The sequence below is a fragment of the Streptomyces sp. SudanB5_2050 genome (assembly GCF_964272335.1).
Lineage (GTDB): Bacteria > Actinomycetota > Actinomycetes > Streptomycetales > Streptomycetaceae > Streptomyces > Streptomyces rochei.
In genome coordinates, this window is sequence record NZ_OZ186760.1 from 416,270 (window position 1) to 432,329 (window position 16,060).

Annotated in this window: 18 protein-coding genes; 7 read left to right on the forward strand and 11 right to left on the reverse strand. The window is 71.6% G+C overall.

Translation table 11 applies throughout. The features are described from left to right. Positions 1 to 183: 183 nt before the first annotated feature. From ACFZP7_RS01395 to ACFZP7_RS01415, 5 genes are all read right to left on the reverse strand, one after another. Positions 184 to 840 (reverse strand): hypothetical protein, encoded by a 657-nt coding sequence (locus tag ACFZP7_RS01395; protein ID WP_086875322.1) that lies wholly within the window; start codon positions 838 to 840, stop codon positions 184 to 186. Next, positions 837 to 1,658, reverse strand: coding sequence for an ATP-binding cassette domain-containing protein (locus ACFZP7_RS01400; protein WP_385633597.1), 822 nt, complete (start codon positions 1,656 to 1,658; stop codon positions 837 to 839). Before ACFZP7_RS01400 ends, ACFZP7_RS01395 begins: the two co-directional genes overlap by 4 nt. Before the next feature lie 187 nt (positions 1,659 to 1,845). Next, positions 1,846 to 2,631: an SDR family NAD(P)-dependent oxidoreductase gene (locus ACFZP7_RS01405; protein ID WP_385633598.1), complete on the reverse strand. Its 786-nt coding sequence runs from the start codon at positions 2,629 to 2,631 to the stop codon at positions 1,846 to 1,848. Between the two features lie 103 nt (positions 2,632 to 2,734). Further along, positions 2,735 to 3,493 (reverse strand): SDR family NAD(P)-dependent oxidoreductase, encoded by a 759-nt coding sequence (locus ACFZP7_RS01410; RefSeq protein WP_019324514.1) that lies wholly within the window; start codon positions 3,491 to 3,493, stop codon positions 2,735 to 2,737. A 110-nt stretch (positions 3,494 to 3,603) separates the two neighbouring features. Then, positions 3,604 to 3,870: an Atu4866 domain-containing protein gene (locus ACFZP7_RS01415; protein ID WP_019324513.1), complete on the reverse strand. Its 267-nt coding sequence runs from the start codon at positions 3,868 to 3,870 to the stop codon at positions 3,604 to 3,606. A gap of 140 nt (positions 3,871 to 4,010) precedes the next feature. On the opposite strand from ACFZP7_RS01415, the gene ACFZP7_RS01420 reads away from it, so the two are divergent. The 4 genes from ACFZP7_RS01420 to uppS all read left to right on the forward strand — a co-directional run bounded on the left by ACFZP7_RS01420 (position 4,011) and on the right by uppS (position 8,408). Further along, on the forward strand, positions 4,011 to 4,871 hold the full coding sequence (locus ACFZP7_RS01420; RefSeq protein WP_385633599.1) for a helix-turn-helix transcriptional regulator: 861 nt from the start codon (positions 4,011 to 4,013) through the stop codon (positions 4,869 to 4,871). A gap of 174 nt (positions 4,872 to 5,045) precedes the next feature. Further along, the gene (locus tag ACFZP7_RS01425) at positions 5,046 to 5,651 is read left to right on the forward strand and encodes an ABC transporter ATP-binding protein (protein WP_385633600.1); all 606 of its coding nucleotides are present in this window, start codon (positions 5,046 to 5,048) and stop codon (positions 5,649 to 5,651) included. Beyond that, a complete protein-coding gene (locus ACFZP7_RS01430) occupies positions 5,648 to 6,475 on the forward strand; it encodes an ABC transporter permease (RefSeq protein WP_385633601.1) in 828 nt (275 codons plus the stop codon). Before ACFZP7_RS01425 ends, ACFZP7_RS01430 begins: the two co-directional genes overlap by 4 nt. A 55-nt stretch (positions 6,476 to 6,530) precedes the next feature. Continuing rightward, entirely contained in the window at positions 6,531 to 8,408 is a 1,878-nt protein-coding gene (gene uppS, locus ACFZP7_RS01435) for a polyprenyl diphosphate synthase (protein ID WP_385633602.1), read from the forward strand. 31 nt (positions 8,409 to 8,439) lie between these two features. On the opposite strand, the gene ACFZP7_RS01440 is transcribed toward uppS, so the two are convergent. Beyond that, positions 8,440 to 9,603, reverse strand: a complete 1,164-nt coding sequence (locus ACFZP7_RS01440; RefSeq protein ID WP_385633603.1) for a serine hydrolase domain-containing protein — start codon at positions 9,601 to 9,603, stop codon at positions 8,440 to 8,442. A 286-nt stretch (positions 9,604 to 9,889) separates the two neighbouring features. Beyond that, complete coding sequence (locus tag ACFZP7_RS01445) at positions 9,890 to 10,240, reverse strand: hypothetical protein (protein WP_019324507.1); 351 nt, start codon at positions 10,238 to 10,240, stop codon at positions 9,890 to 9,892. Between the two features lie 150 nt (positions 10,241 to 10,390). On the opposite strand from ACFZP7_RS01445, the gene ACFZP7_RS01450 reads away from it, so the two are divergent. Next, positions 10,391 to 11,365 carry a zinc-binding dehydrogenase gene (locus ACFZP7_RS01450; protein ID WP_385633604.1) on the forward strand — a complete coding sequence of 325 codons (975 nt, stop codon included), beginning with the start codon at positions 10,391 to 10,393 and terminating at the stop codon, positions 11,363 to 11,365. 141 nt (positions 11,366 to 11,506) lie between these two features. Here the strand turns inward: ACFZP7_RS01450 and ACFZP7_RS01455 are convergent, their stop codons facing one another. Together ACFZP7_RS01455 and ACFZP7_RS01460 are read right to left on the reverse strand one after the other, a co-directional pair. After that, positions 11,507 to 12,724, reverse strand: a complete 1,218-nt coding sequence (locus ACFZP7_RS01455) for a serine hydrolase (RefSeq protein WP_030970116.1) — start codon at positions 12,722 to 12,724, stop codon at positions 11,507 to 11,509. Positions 12,725 to 12,894: 170 nt separating this feature from the next. Then, positions 12,895 to 13,653, reverse strand: coding sequence for a DeoR/GlpR family DNA-binding transcription regulator (locus ACFZP7_RS01460; RefSeq protein ID WP_030970115.1), 759 nt, complete (start codon positions 13,651 to 13,653; stop codon positions 12,895 to 12,897). Positions 13,654 to 13,701: 48 nt separating this feature from the next. On the opposite strand from ACFZP7_RS01460, the gene ACFZP7_RS01465 reads away from it, so the two are divergent. Both ACFZP7_RS01465 and ACFZP7_RS01470 read left to right on the forward strand, forming a co-directional pair. Next, positions 13,702 to 14,085: a DUF4406 domain-containing protein gene (locus ACFZP7_RS01465; RefSeq protein WP_261698295.1), complete on the forward strand. Its 384-nt coding sequence runs from the start codon at positions 13,702 to 13,704 to the stop codon at positions 14,083 to 14,085. Next, a complete protein-coding gene (locus ACFZP7_RS01470; RefSeq protein WP_385633605.1) occupies positions 14,082 to 14,885 on the forward strand; it encodes an NUDIX domain-containing protein in 804 nt (267 codons plus the stop codon). Before ACFZP7_RS01465 ends, ACFZP7_RS01470 begins: the two co-directional genes overlap by 4 nt. On the opposite strand, the gene ACFZP7_RS01475 is transcribed toward ACFZP7_RS01470, so the two are convergent. Then, positions 14,825 to 15,313: a hypothetical protein gene (locus ACFZP7_RS01475; protein WP_385633606.1), complete on the reverse strand. Its 489-nt coding sequence runs from the start codon at positions 15,311 to 15,313 to the stop codon at positions 14,825 to 14,827. The genes ACFZP7_RS01470 and ACFZP7_RS01475 overlap by 61 nt on opposite strands. A gap of 13 nt (positions 15,314 to 15,326) precedes the next feature. Beyond that, positions 15,327 to 15,740: a hypothetical protein gene (locus tag ACFZP7_RS01480; RefSeq protein ID WP_270890183.1), complete on the reverse strand. Its 414-nt coding sequence runs from the start codon at positions 15,738 to 15,740 to the stop codon at positions 15,327 to 15,329. Positions 15,741 to 16,060: the final 320 nt, after the last annotated feature.

A 16,060-nucleotide genomic window follows, 5' to 3' on the forward strand; every position in this document is an offset into this window, starting at 1 on the left:
CACGCGTGAGGTTCCCACAGCTCGGGGGCGGTGTCGCGTGAATTGGGCGCCGGGCGGGCACCGAACGCCGCTGACGCGGCGCCCCGCGGCTCGGTGACGACCGGCCCGCCCCCGTGACGACGGTTCCGGAGCGTCCGAAGTCGTGCCTGGCCTCGGTCGTGAGCCGCACGCGTCTCGTGGGGTTCATGCCTTCCTGCGGGTGACCGCCTGGGTGACAGCGACCGCGGCCGCCAAGACTCCCGCCGTGACGGCGAGCAGGGCACCCGTGGGCGCCAGGACGTCCGCCGAGTCCGACGCGCTCTGCAGGCGGGTGAGCATGATGTTGACCGGGGACACGCCCTTGCCGAGCAGCACGGCCAGGAGGAGCACCAGGGCGAGGACGAGCGCGTGGCCCGGCCGGCGGAAGATCAGCCGCGAGCAGACCAGCCCGATCGCCATGCCGGTGCAGGCGCAGGTGAGTTGGGCCGCGATCCCCAGGGCCAGATCGGCGAGGCCGGGTGTGTGGGCTCCGAGCATCAGCGGCAGCACGAGGCCGGCAGCCGTCAGCAGCAGGCACCCCGTCGCGGCCGTCGCGACCGTCGCGAGCAGCACGCGCAGGTGGCTGCCGGCGCTGATGACGACGATCGAGCGGTGCGCCCGGTCCTCTAGACCGATCAGTGTCACGGTCAGCCAGACCGAGCACGGCAGCATGGCCCCGGCCACCGAGGCGTAGGTCGCGGTGAGCGGGCCGCTGTCGCTGCTGGTCAGCACGGCCACCAGGCCCAGGAACAGCAGCAGCGGCGCGAGGTAGCGCTGGGAGAGCAGCAGCACCGTGACCATGTAGCCGACCAGGGCGATCACCGGGCGGTCCCCCTCGCGTCACCCCGGGAACCGCGTGCGTCCGCGGTCCCGGTCAGGCTGACCACCGACCACCGGTGCCGCAGTGCCGTCAGCAGTACGGCGTCCGAGCGCTCCCGCGACACCCGCAGGACGACCTCCTCGCCGCACTGGACGACGCCGGTCACACCCGGCAGCGCGGACCAGTTCACCTCGATCGGCGTGACGTCGGTGGGCGGCGCGGTGAGCACCAGCTCGGCCGTCGAGGGGCGACTCCCGGTGTGCCGGCCGCCCCGCAGGGAGAGCCGGCCGTCGTCGATGGTGCAGACACCTCGGGCGCGCGTCTCGGTGATCGCCTCGCGGTGGTCGGTGAAGACCACCGCCCCGCCCTGTGCGGCCACCTCGTCGATGGACTCGGCGAGGACACCGTGGGCCGAGACGTCCAGACCCGACCAGGGCTCGTCGAGCACCAACAGGTCGGGTGGGACCAGCAGGGCCTGGGCGAGCGCCACCTTCTGCGCGTTGCCCTTCGACAGCGTGCGCAGCGGTGCGTCTCGCCCGCCCACCAGGGACAGCCGCTCCAGCAGGTTGTGGCCTCGGGCGCGGGCGGCGGAGGCCGACAGCCCACGGATACGCCCCATGTGGGTGAGGTAGGAGATCGCCGAGACGCGGTCGTGGACGGTGAAGCGGTCCGGTACGTAACCGATGCGCGAGGGTCGGCCCGACACGCTCCCGGTGGTGGGGCGCGACAGTCCGACGAGGATCCTCAGCAAGGTCGACTTCCCCGAACCGTTGCCGCCGGCCACCGCGAGGACGTCACCGGCCGGGACCTCCAGGCTCACGTCCCTGAGGACCCACCGTCCCGCGCCGTACCGTTTGCCGACCGCCTCACAACGTAACAACTCGACTCCTCACCGTGGCCCGCGCGCTGGTCGTTCCAGTCTGACGGACGGGCTCGGCGGTCACGTTGACAGGCAGGTGAAGCCCTTGGTGTCCGTGGTCGCGGGACAGGCGCGGTCCGGTGCGTCGCTAGAGCGCGGTGAAACCGCCGTCGGCGGCGACCACGGCTCCCGTGACGAAGCTGGAGCGGGGCGAGACGAGGAAGCACAGGACCTCGGCGATCTCCTCGGGCCGCGCCACACGTCCCAGAGGCTGCGCGGCGCCGAAGGACGCCAGGTAGGCGCGGCTGTCGGGGCGGATCGTGTCGAGGAAGTCCGTCTCGATGACGCCCGCGGCCACGAGGTTGGCGCGGATGCCCAGCGGGCCGCCCTCGACGGCGAGCACCTTGGTCAGTTGGGCCAGAGCGCCCTTCGACGCACTGTAGGCGACGCCTTCCGGCAGGGCGACGGTGGAGGCGTAGGAGCCGGTGCTGACGATGGCACCGCCGCCGCGGCTCTTCATGGCCCGGAACGCCTCGCGGGCGCAGAAGAAGGAGCCTCGGGCGTTGACCGCCATCACCGTGTCCCAGTCCTCGGCCGTGGTCTCGGTGACGGGCTTGTTCTGGGTGCGGCCGGCGTTGTTCACGAGGATGTCCAGTCCGCCGAAGGCGTCCAGGGCTGTTGTCACGGCGCGGTGCGCGGTCTCCTCCTGGGTGATGTCGCCTTGTGTCGCGGCGACGCCGGGAAACTCGTCCGCCAGGTTCTCGACGTCGGGGCGGAGGTCGAGGGCGACGACCCGGGCGCCGCGGGCGTGGAGGAGTGCCACGGTCTCCCGGCCCACCCCTCGCGCGGCTCCGGTGACGAGGGCGGTCTTCCCGGCGAACTCGGTGGATTCGGCTGGTGCGGCGGATGCCGCGGATGCGGTCGCAGGTGTCATGGTGCGCTCTCCCCGGAGAGGGTCGGTGTGCGTGCGGACGCCGGTGCGGGGCACCGGAAGTGCGGTGGCCCGGTGGACGGGCCCGGTGGGCCGCACGGGTGGTTCAGTACGCGGTGAGCCCGCCGTCGACGACCAGCTCCGCGCCGGTGACGAACGAGGAGTCCTCGCAAGCCAGGAAGAGGATCGCGGGGGCCACCTCGTCGGCCCGGCCGGCCCGGTTCATGGGGGTGCGGCGGATGTCCGGCTGCTGGTCGCCCTGGTCGTCCAGGAGGTCCTGGATCATCGGAGTGGCGATCACCCCGGGGTGGACCGAGTTGATCCGTACTCCCTGCCGGGCGTACTCGACCGCTGCGGTCTTGCTCAGCAGGCGCACGGCCCCCTTGGACGCCTGGTAGGCCGCGGCCGCACCGCTTCCCACCAGGCCGAGTACGGACGACGTATTGATCACCGACGCGTTGCCGCTCGCTCGAAGGAGCGGCATCGCCGCCTTCATGCCCAGCCATGTGCCCTTCTGGTTCACGGCGATGACGCGGTCCCACGCCTCTTCGCGCGTGTCCTCGACCCCTGGCCAGTCCACGATGCCGGCGAGGTTCACGAGCACGTCCAGCGTTCCGAACCGGTCGCGCACGACGGTGATCACTTCGTCCCACTCCCGTGCGGAGGAGACATCGAGGCGGGCGGCGACCACCTCCGCGCCGCGCGCCTCGATCCGGTGGGACAGGTCCCGCAGGGGGCCTTCGGCGATATCGGTGATCACCAGCCGGGCGCCTTCGCGGGCGAAGAGTTCGGCGGTCGCCGCGCCGAGGCCGCCGGTCGCGCCCGTGATCAGCGCGACCTTGCCGGCGAGTCGTTGTCCTGTCATGGAGATGGTCCTCGATTCTCGTTGCCGCTGGCCGACTGCTGTGCAGTCACCTCTTGGTCCCCTGGTGAGGGAGGCGCGCCCGGTGCCCCGGGCGGCCGTGGCCCGGCCGTCTACGACGGCCTCTGCTCCCGGTGGAGCACGAGGTGCTCGTGGTAGAGCACTCCGTCCCGGATGTCGCCCGTGGCGGTGAACCCGGTGTCGTCGACGTAGTCCAGGTGGCTGCCGGTCACCGTGTAGCGGCCGGTGTACGCGCTGCGCCGCTCGCCGCGGGCTTCGTCGTAGCGCCCGTCCGGCAGCAGCTCCTGCCGGATGTGACCGTCCGCGGTCACCCACATCCCGACCACGTCGACGTCGTCGTCCTCGACGCTCCCAGCCATGGCGGACTCCTCTCCTCGCACGGTGCGGGTCGTTCCCGCCCCACCGAGTCTGTGCAGGTCGGCGCCCGTCGACCAGGACGACTGCTGCCTGGGTACGGCACACCCAGGCAGCGGGCCGCGCCCTCGCCTAGCCTGAACACATGGACGACAACCACCTGGGTGACTTCCTGCGCACACGCCGCGCCGGGCTGCGGCCGGAGGATGTGGGCATGGCGAGCTACGGGGCCCGCAGAGTCGCCGGCCTGCGCCGCGAGGAGGTCGCCGTCCTGGCCGCGGTGAACGCCGACTACTACACCCGGCTGGAGCAGGGCCGCGAGCGCAACCCCTCCCCCAAGGTGGTAGACGCGCTCAGCCGCGCCCTGCGCCTCGACGAGGACGCCCGCGCGCACTTGTACCGGCTGGCCGGGGCCACGCCGAACGACGGGCTCTCGGTCCACACCGCCGAGCACGTGAGCCCGTCACTGCGACAGCTGATGGACGGCTACCCCGGCACCCCGGCGTTCGTCATGAGCAGGACCCTGGACCTCCTCGCCGTCAACCCCCTGGCCGATGCGCTCTACGCCCCGTTCGAGCCGGCGGACAACTTGGCCCGCATGACCTTCCTCGACCCCGCGGGCCGCGCCTTCTACACGGACTGGGACCGGGCGGCACAGGCCACCGTCGCCAACCTTCGCGAGGCATCCGGATTCGACCCGGACAATCCGCGGCTGCGCGAACTCGTCCGCACCCTCACGGAGCGCAGCCCGGACTTCAGCCGCCTCTGGAACGCCCACACCGTGCGCGGCAAGACCCGGGACGCCAAACACCTCCTCCACCCGGAGGTCGGCCCCCTCAGCCTCACCTACCAGGCTTTCGACGTACGCGACGCCCCCGGTCAGCAGCTCGTCATCTACCACGCCGAACCGGGCAGTCCCAGTGCCCAGTCCCTCGATCTGCTCGGTTCCCTCCACGCGACCCGTCGCAGCTCCGACCCTCGCCCGGGCCACCGGTCCCACCGCTGATCAGCAAGCCGGGCACCACGCCGCAGGCCGCCGCGGCGCTTCGGCACGGCGGGGCGGGGAGGCATCTGTTCGCCGGACCGGCAAAGGACGCCGGCGCTCGGCTGCGTGCCTGTGGCGGGCCGGGTTCGTTGAAGCCTTCGGTCGTCCGGGCGAGCAGCGTGGGAGTGTCACAGCGTGGAAGTCGTGGATGTGCATCATCACTATGGCAAGAGGCGGGTACTGCGGGGTATCGACTTCACCCTGCCCGCGGGAGCGCTGACCGGGGTGGTGGGAGAGAACGGCACCGGCAAGTCCACGCTGCTCAAGATCCTCGCCGGGGAGTTGCGTCCCGCGCGGGGCAGTGTCCGTCACGGTGGCCGCTTCGGGTACTGCCCGCAGAAGGTGGTGATCAACGACGCGTTGACGGTGCGTCAGCACTTGTCGTACTTCCGGGCGGCGTTCCGTCTCGACGACCTCGCATACGCCGGGGAGGTCATGGAGGTGCTCGGCTTCACCGACTACATCGACGAGCGGGCCGGCCTGCTCAGCGGGGGCACGCGGCAGAAGCTGAACGTGACCCTCGCGCTGATGCACGACCCGCAGGTTCTGCTGCTGGACGAGCCCTATCAGGGCTTCGACTGGGAAACGTACCTGCGTTTCTGGGACCTCGCGGCCCGGCTGCGCGAGCGAGGGCGTTCGATCCTGGTGGTCTCCCACCTCGCCTACGACGCCGAGCGGCTGGACACACTGTGGCGCCTGGACGGTGGCCGTCTGCGGACACAGGAGAGGGGAGCCGCATGAGGGAGCGGACGGCGCTGCTCGTCACGGCCACTCGGTACACGCTGGTCGAGCACTCCCGTAACCGGTTCGCCGCGGTGCTCATCGCGCTCTTCCTTCCCCTGTGGACGCTGCTGGCGTACGTGTCGATGCCGGACCAGCCGGTGCGGCTGCGCCTTCGGGCCACCGGGGAACTGCTGACGCCTCGCGGCAACGAGCTGACCGCGGTCAGCGGAGCGCTCAACGCGGTCACCCTGATCACCGCGTTCCTGATGTTCGCCGCGACCTTCGGCGGCAGCATGTTCGACCGGCGCCTGGCCATGGCCGGCTTTCCTCGGCCCCATCTGATCGCGGCGAAGCTGGCCGGCCTCACTCTCGCGTCGGCGGTGGTGGCCGCCTACGCGACAGCCGTCATCTGCCTGGCCTGGACACCGCGTCAGCCCCTGCTGCTGGCCGGGGCGTTGTTCAGCGCGGGACTGACGTACGGCATCCTGGGAGTCGGCTTCGGTGCTCTGCTGCGCAAGGAAGTGGAGGGCATGTTCGCCATCGTGATGACCAGTGTCATCGACCTCGCGCTGCAGAATCCCATCATCAGTTCCCGTGCGGACAGCGCCATCACACACTTTCTGCCGTCCTACGGGGCCATGCAGGCGGCCACCGCGGCGGCCTTCTCCCGCACGGCCGTCCCGGGGCACCTGCTCGTCGAACTGACCTGGTTCGCCGCGGCGGCACTCGTGGGGCTGCTGACCTTCCAGTGGCGCACCCGCAGCACCTTGCCCTCGAACCGACGGGCGCCGCGGGGCAACGGCCCGCGGCCTGCCGAACCGCGGCCGCTTCCGGAGGGCTGAGCAGCGTTTCTGATCACCGGCACAACCTCGTCGCCCGACTGTCGTTGTGATCCTTGTGTTCTCCACATCTCCAGGCCCGCGACGCTCCGCCGTTCCGCGGGCCGGCCGCCGCACGACGAGATCGCTGTGGGAGGCGGTCGGTGACGATCCGGCGTTGCGGGCGGCGTACCGGCTCTGCCGGGCCAGGACCAAGCGACAGGACCCCGCGGAATACGCTCTGATCCAACTCGTGCCCGCTGTGATGCGTCCGGCGTGCTGGGCCCTGTGGGCGGCGGCCAACGCCATCGACGATCTTGCCGACGACCACTCGGTCGACGCGGAACGGCGTGCCGAGCGGGTCGGAGCATGGATCGCCGCGTTGGATCACGACGTGGCGACCGGGTCGAGCACGGACCCGGTCCGCCGGGCTCTGGTGGACACCGCCTGGCGGTGGCGCCTGGACATCTCGGGGCTGCACGGCGCCATGGCGGTGGTGCGGCGAGACAGCCACGGGCAGCGTTTCGCCGACTGGAACAGCTGGCGCGCGTGGGGCCGCGGCACGCTCCTCCCCTGGTTCGACCAGGTCCGTGACCTCTTCGACAAGGCCGGGGCCGGGGTGGCGCTGCGCCTGGACCGACAGGAGGTCTACACGACGTTCCTCGACGGCGTCCGCCTCACGGACATCCTCACCGACCTGTCCGCCGACCTGGCCCAGGGGGACCTCCTCCTGCCCGGTCAGGCCCTGGATCACTTCCCCGGTTGCGAGGACGACTTGTCGCACCTGCGCTGGAGTCCGGCCACCGCCGCCCTGATCACCGACCTGACGCGGCTCGCCCGCGCATGGGTGAGCCAGCCCGCTCTCGCCCACGGCATGCACCCCGGCCCCGCCGTCGTCCTCGACACCATGGCCGGGCTGCTGCGCGCACAGCTCGACGCCGTCGACGCCGCCGGTCCCGCTCTCCTGCGCACCCCGCCCAGGCCGTCGACGGCCGCCACCGCCCGTCTCGTCGTCCCCGCCCGAGCGCGGTCCGCCCTGGCCTGGAGCCTGACCCCGGTGACCGTCCCACGGCCACGCGAGGCCCGGGCCCCCGCCGTCCCCGCGCAGAGCCCACCCGCGCGGCGCCCGGTGTTCGACCGTCCGCCGCCGCACCCCAGCGGTGAGCAGCCGCCACGGATCCCGGCCGACCAGATGCCCACCCACGTCGCCGTGATCATGGACGGCAACGGCCGGTGGGCGCGGCACCGCGGCCTGCCTCGGCACGAAGGCCACCGCGCCGGCCGCGCCGCCGCCCGCGAGATGGTCTACGGCGCCCTGGAGATCGGCCTGCGGCACCTGACCCTCTACACCTTGTCCACCGAGAACTGGAAGCGCGACGGCGAGGAGATCGGCGCCATCCTCGACATCCTGCGCGAGGAGCTGGAGGACTACCCCTTCCAGGATCTCGACGTCCGGGTGCGCTGGCACGGCCGTCCGGAGCGACTGCCGCAGGACGTGGTCGACAGCATGCGGCTGCGTGAGCGCACCACGCGTGACCGCACGGGCCTGACACTGACCACCTGCATCAACTACGGTGGCCGGGACGAGATCACCCGTGCCGCCGCCGCCCTGGCCCGGCGGGTCCGCGACGGTGAACTCGACCCCGACGCGATCCGTGAGGAAGACCTCGCGCGGCACCTGCCCCAACCGGACATGCCCGATGTGGATCTCCTGTGGCGTACCGGCGCCGAGCAGCGCGTGTCGAACTTCCTGCCCTGGCACACCTCCTACGCCGAGCTGTGCTTCACTCCGGACCACTGGCCCGAGACCGACCGGCGCCACCTGTGGCAGGCCATCGGCGAGTACACCCGCCGACAGCGCCGCCACGGCGCCTCAGCCGACAGCCCCGTCCCGGGAACCCCCGGAACGGCACCGCCTTCAGGGACCGCGGAGAACGTGGGGGCCGGGAACCTCTGACGTTCCAGGGTGAGGCGTCGCGGCGCAGCGCCTACGGTTTCCGGCACACCGCGCGTTCGACCATCTCGTACGTCGCCTTGTCCTGCGCCGCGGCACGCCCCGGGTTCCCGAAGCGGGTGGTGAAGACGGCTGCGGCGACGGAGACGTCGCCGTCGGGGGTGACGGCGGTCTCGGAGACGGTGCCGAAGGACGTACCGCCGTGGTACCAGACACCGCTGTCGCAGCCCTCGACCGGACGCCAGGCGATGCCCAGCCCGTAACGGGCCTCGGCGCCGCCGGAGAAGTCGGGCGCCGGGACGGTGGTGCGCATCTGCTCCAGCTGCTCGGCGGGCAGCAACGTGCCGTCCATCAGGGCGCGGAGGAAGGTGTTCATGTCGGTGGTGGTGCTGACGATGCCGCCGTCCGCGCCGCCGTCGACCTGGAGCGTGGTGTCGGTGAGGTCGTGCCGGCCGGGGAACTGGAGGTAAGCGGTGGCGGTGGGCTGGGGAACGTAGGCGGAGGTGCCCATCGTCAGAGTGTGACGCAGGCCGAGCGGCTCGATGATCCGCTCGTGGATCTCCTGCTCCCAGGGATGTCCGGTGACCCGCTCGATGATCATGCCGATCAGGACGTAGTTGGTGTTGGAGTAGGCCCACCGGGTCTCGGCGCCGGGATTCTCCGGGTCCGGCAGCCAGCCCGGGGCACGGGACATGGCCAACGCGACCTGCTGTTCGGGAGTACGCGCCGTGAACCGCTTCGCACGGTAGTTCTCGGGCGTCAGCTCCTCGGGGTCGCCGAAGAGGATGTCCGTGTAATTGGGCAACCCGCTGGTGTGCTGGAGCAGATTACGGACGGTGATCCGACTTCCGTCGTTGCCGTTTCCGTTCACCACCCCGGGCAGCCACTCGTCCACGGTGTCCCCCAGGCCCAGCCTGCCCTCGGCGACCATCTGCAGCGCGGCCACGGCCACGAAGGTCTTGGTGTCACTGCCGATCCGGTAGTACGCGTCGAGGGGGATCCGCCCACCCCGCGCCAGGTCCCGGACACCGGCCCTGGCCTCACGGTCGCGGCCCTCGGCATCTCGCGCCTGCACGACCAGCCCGGAGGCTCCCGCGCCCACCACCGCGTCCGCGGCCCGCTGCAGACGAGTACCTCCTGCCGTCCCGTCGCCACCGCCCTGCGCCCAGGCTCCCGACGCCCATACGAAGGCGCCCACGACAGCCGCACCGACCCCGGCCACGAGCACGCCCTTCGGTCGGCCTCTCTGCTTCCGCATCATCGTCCACACACCTCAGACGCTACGGACCGCGACGACACCCGCCCATCCGGCGACCCCGAACCCCTGACCTGGGGACAACCCCACCTTGGCCGCCTGCGCGCACGGCGGCACCGAGCCGGACCGGCGCGCGCCACGGCGGGCGAGGCGCGCGGCCCGCGGCCCGCGGCCCCGCGAACGGCCCCGCGAACGGCCCGGCGAGCAGCCCGGCGAGCAGCCCGAAAGCCTAGCCGCGGGCCGTCTCCTGAACGCTGAGCAGCGATCCGTCCTCCATGACGGCGGTCACCACGCGTTCGTCCACCACGGAGTCGTCGACGAGGTGGCGCTCCAGGAACCGGTACACCTCGGAGGTGATGCGGGTGATGTCCTCGATCCGAATCGACAAGCCGGGCCGGCTACCGCCCGCGCCGCGCAAGGCGTGTCGAAGCGTCTCGAGACCGAGTACCGCTCCCTCTGTCGTCACGAGGGTGAAGGTCTCATGGTGCGCACGCAGGAACGCGTCGAGTCGGTCGGCCTCTCCGTCCCTCAGCCACGCCGTCAAGTGCTCGTGATGTCGAATCAGGAAGTCCTCGTTCATGCCCCGACTGTGCCAGTGCGAGGCGGTCGCAGGCGAGTTCGGGACGCACGGCACCCGGTTGTCGCCGCACCGGAGATCGCTGCTTGACCTCAAGTGAAGTGGAGGTCACAGAGTGGGCGTTCTCCTGCTGATCCACCGGAAGGAACGGACATGCGCGCCGTGGTACTGCACGAGTTCGGGCCCGCTGAGAACCTCCGCTACGAGACGGTGCCCGATCCGGTGCCGGGGCCGGGTGAGGTTCTCGTCTCGGTCAGGGCCGCGGGCGTCCACCAGATCGAGACGGCCATGCGGGAGGGATTGACGATCGGACCGCCGTTGCCCGAACTCCCGGCGATCTTCGGTGGGGAGGTCGCCGGTGTCGTCGCGGCGGTCGGGCCCGACGTGGACGGGAGCTGGATCGGCGCCGACGTGGTGACCGCGCACGGCAGGCCGGGCGGTTACGCCGAGCTGGCCGTCGCCGACGTGTCCGCCCTGCACCGGATCCCGGACGGACTGGGTCACGAAGCAGCCGTCACCATGATCGTCACCGGCACCACCGCCATCGGACTGCTCGACATCGCGGCCCTCACCTCCGACGACGTGGTCCTGGTCACCTCCGCGGCCGGGGGAATCGGCCGTCTCGTCGTCCAGTTCGCCCACCGCCTCGGCGCGACGGTCGTCGGAGCGGCGGGCGGACCGGCCAAGGTGGCGGCCGTGCGCGGGCTGGGAGCCGACGTCGCCGTCGACTACGACCTGCCCCAGTGGGCCGGCACCGTCCGCGAGGCCCTGGGCGGGCGCGGTGTCACGGTCGTCCTGGACGGAGTCGAGGGCGAGAAGGGAAGGGCCGCGTTCGGGCTGCTGACCGCGGGCGGACGCTACATCACCATCGGTGCGGCCTCCCGTACGGAGTTCCGCCCCGACGCGGCCCAGCTCGACGAGCGCGACGTGCGCCTCACCGACGCGTTGTCCCTGTTGCTCGCCGGCCAGGACACGCCCGCCGACGAGGCCCGCGCCCTCGCGCACGCCGCCGCCGGGGAGCTGGTGCCCGCCTTCCAGACCTTCCCCCTGTCCCGGACGGCAGCGGCACACGCCGCCCTGGAGTCGCGGCAGACCACGGGGAAGGTCGTCCTGGTCCCCGACGCCTGACCGGACGGCGAGCTGCCGGATCACGGGCGGCGAGGGGAGTGGTTCCCGACGGTCGCCTCGATGCGTTCCGGGCGCCGGTCGAGCACCGCCGGCGGCGTCCACCGGCACGTGACCGCAGACCGGTCACGTGCCGGGGACGGGTCAGCGGCGTGCGATCTGGGGAGCGATGTCCTCAGTGTGGTCGCCACCGGCGGAACGGGCCGACGTGCTCGCCCGCGTGGGGTCCGTGCCGCAGAAGGCGGCCTCCAGCGTGCCTCCGAGGATGGTGTTCACCGTGCCGTTGTTCGAGGTGTTCGCCATCGACGACACACGGCGCTTGCCGTCGGCCGTCGTGAACGCGTACGTGTAGTACCCCTGCACGGTGCCGGTGTGGCCGTAGACGGTGACGCCGCAGGAGAGCGTCCTCCCGCGCAGGCCGAGGCCGTACGACTGCGTTCCGTCCGCGTTGACCGGGACCAAGCTCATCATCTCCCGCAGCTGCGCGGGCGGGACGAGTCCGCCGGAGACGACCGCGGCGAAGAAGCGGTTCAGGTCCGCGGAGTTGGAGATGACGGCACCGGCCGACTGAGCCCAGGAGGCGGTCTGCTCGGTCGAGTCCACCAGCGGCAGCGTGGTGTCGTCGTCCCGGACGTACCCCCGCGCGTAGGAGCCGGTGAGGGTCGTCCGCGGGTGGACGTACGAGGTGTTCTTCAGCCCGAGCGGCTTGAAGATCCGCTGCTCGTACTGTGTGCCCATCGACACGCCGGTGGTGTGCTCGATGAGTTGACCCAGCACCACGAAGTTGGTGTTGGAGTAGCTGTAGGCGGCGCCCGGCTGGTTGGTGGGGGCGTGCGCGGTCGAGAGGTCGATGAGCTCCTGATAGGTGAACACCTTGTTCCGCACGGCTTCGAAGCCCGGAACGGTGTGGTAGAACATGTCGTTCGTGTAGTCCCAGAGCCCGCTGCGGTGGTTCAGCAGGTGCCGCACGGTGATGCGGTCGTCCGGCAGGGCCTGCGGCAGGTAGTCGTTGGCCGGCGCGTCCAGGTCGACGCGTCCCTCGGCGACGAGCTGCATCAGCACGACGGTCGTGAAGCTCTTGGTGACACTGCCGACGCGGAACCTGCGGTCGGCGTCCATGGGTGTCCCCGCGGCCCGGTCCGCCTTGCCCATGGAGAGCCGGTAGACGGTGGAACCGGAGTCGATCCTGGTGAGGGCGCCGGGCGCCCCTGCGGCCATCGCCTGCTTCTGCACGGCGAGCACGCCTGTGGGTGACGGGTGGGGAAGTGTGGGGGACGAGTCCGCGACGGCGGGCGAGGCGGTGCCCAGAGCAGCCACCATCGCGGAACCGGCGAGCACGAGGCTCGCGTTTCTGATGCGCATCCGATTCTCTCTGTGTGTGATCGGGCGGATGCCCTGGTCTCCGTTCCGGAGCGGTGAATCCCGTCCGTACCGGGGCGTGTTGGCACTCCCCGTCCGCGCGACGGACGTGATCTCCAGGGCGCTGAGAACGATAGCCCAGGCGAGGGGCCGCCTCAGAGAGTTCCGCGCCGTCAGCCGGCCGGCAGCACCTCGACCCCGTTCTCCGCGAGTTGCTCCAGCACCGGGTCGTGCGGGTCCTTGTCCGTGATGAGCCCGCTGGTCTCCTCCCAGGGCAGGACCCGGAACCGGGACGCGGTGCCGATCTTCTCGGAGGAGGCGAGGACGTAGGTGTCGGCCGCCCGTGCCGCGAGGGCCCGCTTCATCGCCGCGTCCTCGGCGTCGCCGGTCGTGAGTCCCGCCTCGGGGTGCACGCCGGTGACGCCGAGGAGGAAGAGGTCGGCGGAGACGTTCTGCGCGGCCTCGGCGGCGGCGGCGCCGCAGGTGACCGCCGAGTGCTTGAAGAGGCGGCCCCCCAGCACGAAGACCTCCGCCTGCGGGTGGTCGAGCAGGGCGACGGCGATCGGCGGACTGTGGGTGATGACGGTGCAGGCCAGATCCCGCGGGAGCGCGTGGGCGACGGCCAGGGCGGTGGTGCCGCCGTCGAGGATCACCGTGCCGCCGGGTCGTACCAGCCCGGCGGCCACCGAGGCGACCTTCCGTTTGCCGTCCGGGGCGACGCTCTGCCGGGCGCCGTAGTCCACCACGGCCGGTGAGACCGGGAGCGCCCCTCCGTAGACCCGCTGGCACAGTCCCTCGGCGGCCAGGTCGCGCAGGTCACGCCGCACGGAGTCCTCGGAGATGCCCAGCTCGGCGGCGACCTCCTTCGCGACGATCTTGCCCTGTCGAGCCAGCAGTTCCAGCAGGTGATCGCGCCGTTCGGCAGCCAGCATCCTTGTTCTCTCCCGTTCTTGCACGTTTCTGCATGTATCGTAGCGCTCATGACCGACAAGCGCATGCTCATCCTCATCGCCGGGCCCTACCGCTCGGGCACCGACGGCGATCCCCGGGCCATGGCCGCCAACCTCGCGCGTCTCGAAGCGGCGGCGTGGCCCGTGTTCGCCGCCGGGCATCTCCCCGTCATCGGGGAGTGGATCGCGCTGCCCGTCCTGCGCTCGGCCGGTGCGGGCCCCACCGACGCCCTGGCCGACCAGGTGCTGTACCCGACCGCCCACCGCCTGTTGGCGCGCTGTGACGCCGTGCTGCGACTGCCCGGGGAATCCGTCGGCGCCGACCAGGACGTCGCCCTCGCGCGCCGCCGCGGCCTGCCCGTCTACCACGACGTCGCTCAGATCCCGGCCCTCGACCGGCAGGGGGCGGCGTGAAGCCCCGCCCCGGGGTGGACGTCCCGGACCACCGCGGCCGGACAGGGCTCGACCGAGCGGGGCGGGACCTCGACCGCAACCCCGGCGTCCGGGTCCGCGACGTCGAACTGACCTCCCGGGGCTGGCACGTCCTTCGTCGCACCACCTTCGACTACCTCCGCCGCGACGGACGCTGGGAAACCCAGATCCGCGAGACGTACGACCGTGGCAACGGCGCCGTCGTCCTTCCCTACGACACCGCACGCGGCCGCGTCCTGCTCACCCGCCAGTTCCGCTACCCCGCCTACGTCAACGACCACCCCGACGGGATGCTCGTCGAAGCCGCGGCCGGATTGCTCGACGCGGACGACCCTCACACCGCGATCCGCCGCGAGGCGGCCGAAGAACTCGGTGTCGTCCTCGGCCCGCTGACCCACGTCCTCGACGCGTACATGAGCCCCGGCTCCGTCACCGAACGCCTCCACTTCTTCGCCGCCCCGTACACTCCCGCCGACCGCGCCGGGGCCGGCGGCGGAGTGGAGGAGGAGGGCGAGGACATCGAAGTCCTCGAACTGCCCTTCTCCGAAGCCCTCGACATGACCCGCGACGGCCGCATCGCCGACGGCAAGACCGTGCTGCTGCTGCAATGGGCGGCCCTGCACGGTCCCTTCGCCCCGCCCCCGTCCGGTGCCGACGCACCCGCATCCGTGCGCCTTCAGCCCCCGCCGCCCTGTTGCACGCCGCCCGGAGCAAGGGCCTCTCACCGAGAGGAGCTGGAATCCACGTCCCCCCGTCGCCGACCGGGCCACATGTCGCCGTAGGCGGCGTCCATGAACTGGACCTGCGGCCCCCGCAGCGCCGACGCGTCAGTCACCTCGCCTCGGGCCGCCTCGGCAAGGCGCAAGGCATAGCGATAGGCGGCGCCCCGCAAGGGCTCGCTCCTGGCCGCCAGATCGATCTCGGCCTGGGCGATCCACAGATCATCGACAAGTGGCCCGAGTTCGGGGCCGGACTCGGGGCCGTCGGCCTCCGCACGTGAGACCACCACCTTCTCGACCTGCGACGCGAGCCTCACGAACTGCAGCACCGCGGCCTTGAGCTCCGCCCGATGGGCGGCCGACTCCTGGACTTCGAGCTGTCGTTCGGACGCACGTGAGACGAGGTACTGACCGAACAGCGATCCGCCCGCGCCGAGCGCGACCCCGGCGAGAGACAACAACGCCGGCCCCAAGGTTCCCCAAGATCCCATGGGGTGGATTCTCTCAAGATCCGTCCGCCGCTCGGCCCGCCGCTCGGCCCGCCGCACGGCGTCGTGCGCGGACGGCGGCGATCGGCATCGCCACGGTGGTGCAGGCCGCGGCCCAGAACAGGAACTTGGCGTCCGGCCCGTTGACCGTCCGCAACTCCCCGTCAGCGTGGCGGCAGAAGGAATCGGGCGGGAGGTACCGCGAGACAGGGGTGGCGCGGATGCCGTGGCAGGGCGACGTCTCGGGGAACAGGCCCGGCTGCGCACGCTGGGACAGGAACCAGCCGGTGAACACGGTCAGCCACCCGGCCAGCAGGAACACGGTCAGGATCCAGTGGGGGACCCTCGCGCGCCGAGCCAGCAGACATACCAGGACCGTTGGCATGACGAAGACGACGAACACGGCGGACAGCACGATCAGGCCCTTCATAGGTCCATGACCTTACTGATCACAGAGACGCCGGAGCGGGCAGACCCGGCCCCGGCCGGTCACCCGCGAGGGGTGTCACGGGCGCCTGCGGGCCACGTCGTGCATCCGCGCCCCGATCCGCCGCTGAAGTGGATGCGTGGGGCAGGGCGGCGGGCGCCGTGACTCGCCTCGGCCTCGACATGCGGTCGCCGGCCCCGACAGGCCGGTACCGGCTGGAGGTGGCGGCGGAACCGAGCGGTTTCCGGTGCGTCGTCGGGGTCGCTGATCGCACCGGCGCGGCGGGCGCGGTCACCTCACAGCGCTCATCATCGGACAGGAGA

What these genes read in the sequence shown, in the direction of transcription:
- ACFZP7_RS01405 (WP_385633598.1), bottom strand. Translation starts at nt 2,631, where the DNA reads ATGACACCTGCGACCGCATCCGCGGCATCCGCCGCACCAGCCGAATCC.
- ACFZP7_RS01410 (WP_019324514.1), bottom strand. Translation starts at nt 3,493, where the DNA reads ATGACAGGACAACGACTCGCCGGCAAGGTCGCGCTGATCACGGGCGCG.
- ACFZP7_RS01415 (WP_019324513.1), bottom strand. Translation starts at nt 3,870, where the DNA reads ATGGCTGGGAGCGTCGAGGACGACGACGTCGACGTGGTCGGGATGTGG.
- ACFZP7_RS01420 (WP_385633599.1), top strand. Translation starts at nt 4,011, where the DNA reads ATGGACGACAACCACCTGGGTGACTTCCTGCGCACACGCCGCGCCGGG.
- ACFZP7_RS01430 (WP_385633601.1), top strand. Translation starts at nt 5,648, where the DNA reads ATGAGGGAGCGGACGGCGCTGCTCGTCACGGCCACTCGGTACACGCTG.
- ACFZP7_RS01445 (WP_019324507.1), bottom strand. Translation starts at nt 10,240, where the DNA reads ATGAACGAGGACTTCCTGATTCGACATCACGAGCACTTGACGGCGTGG.
- ACFZP7_RS01450 (WP_385633604.1), top strand. Translation starts at nt 10,391, where the DNA reads ATGCGCGCCGTGGTACTGCACGAGTTCGGGCCCGCTGAGAACCTCCGC.
- ACFZP7_RS01455 (WP_030970116.1), bottom strand. Translation starts at nt 12,724, where the DNA reads ATGCGCATCAGAAACGCGAGCCTCGTGCTCGCCGGTTCCGCGATGGTG.
- ACFZP7_RS01460 (WP_030970115.1), bottom strand. Translation starts at nt 13,653, where the DNA reads ATGCTGGCTGCCGAACGGCGCGATCACCTGCTGGAACTGCTGGCTCGA.
- ACFZP7_RS01465 (WP_261698295.1), top strand. Translation starts at nt 13,702, where the DNA reads ATGACCGACAAGCGCATGCTCATCCTCATCGCCGGGCCCTACCGCTCG.
- ACFZP7_RS01475 (WP_385633606.1), bottom strand. Translation starts at nt 15,313, where the DNA reads ATGGGATCTTGGGGAACCTTGGGGCCGGCGTTGTTGTCTCTCGCCGGG.
- ACFZP7_RS01480 (WP_270890183.1), bottom strand. Translation starts at nt 15,740, where the DNA reads ATGAAGGGCCTGATCGTGCTGTCCGCCGTGTTCGTCGTCTTCGTCATG.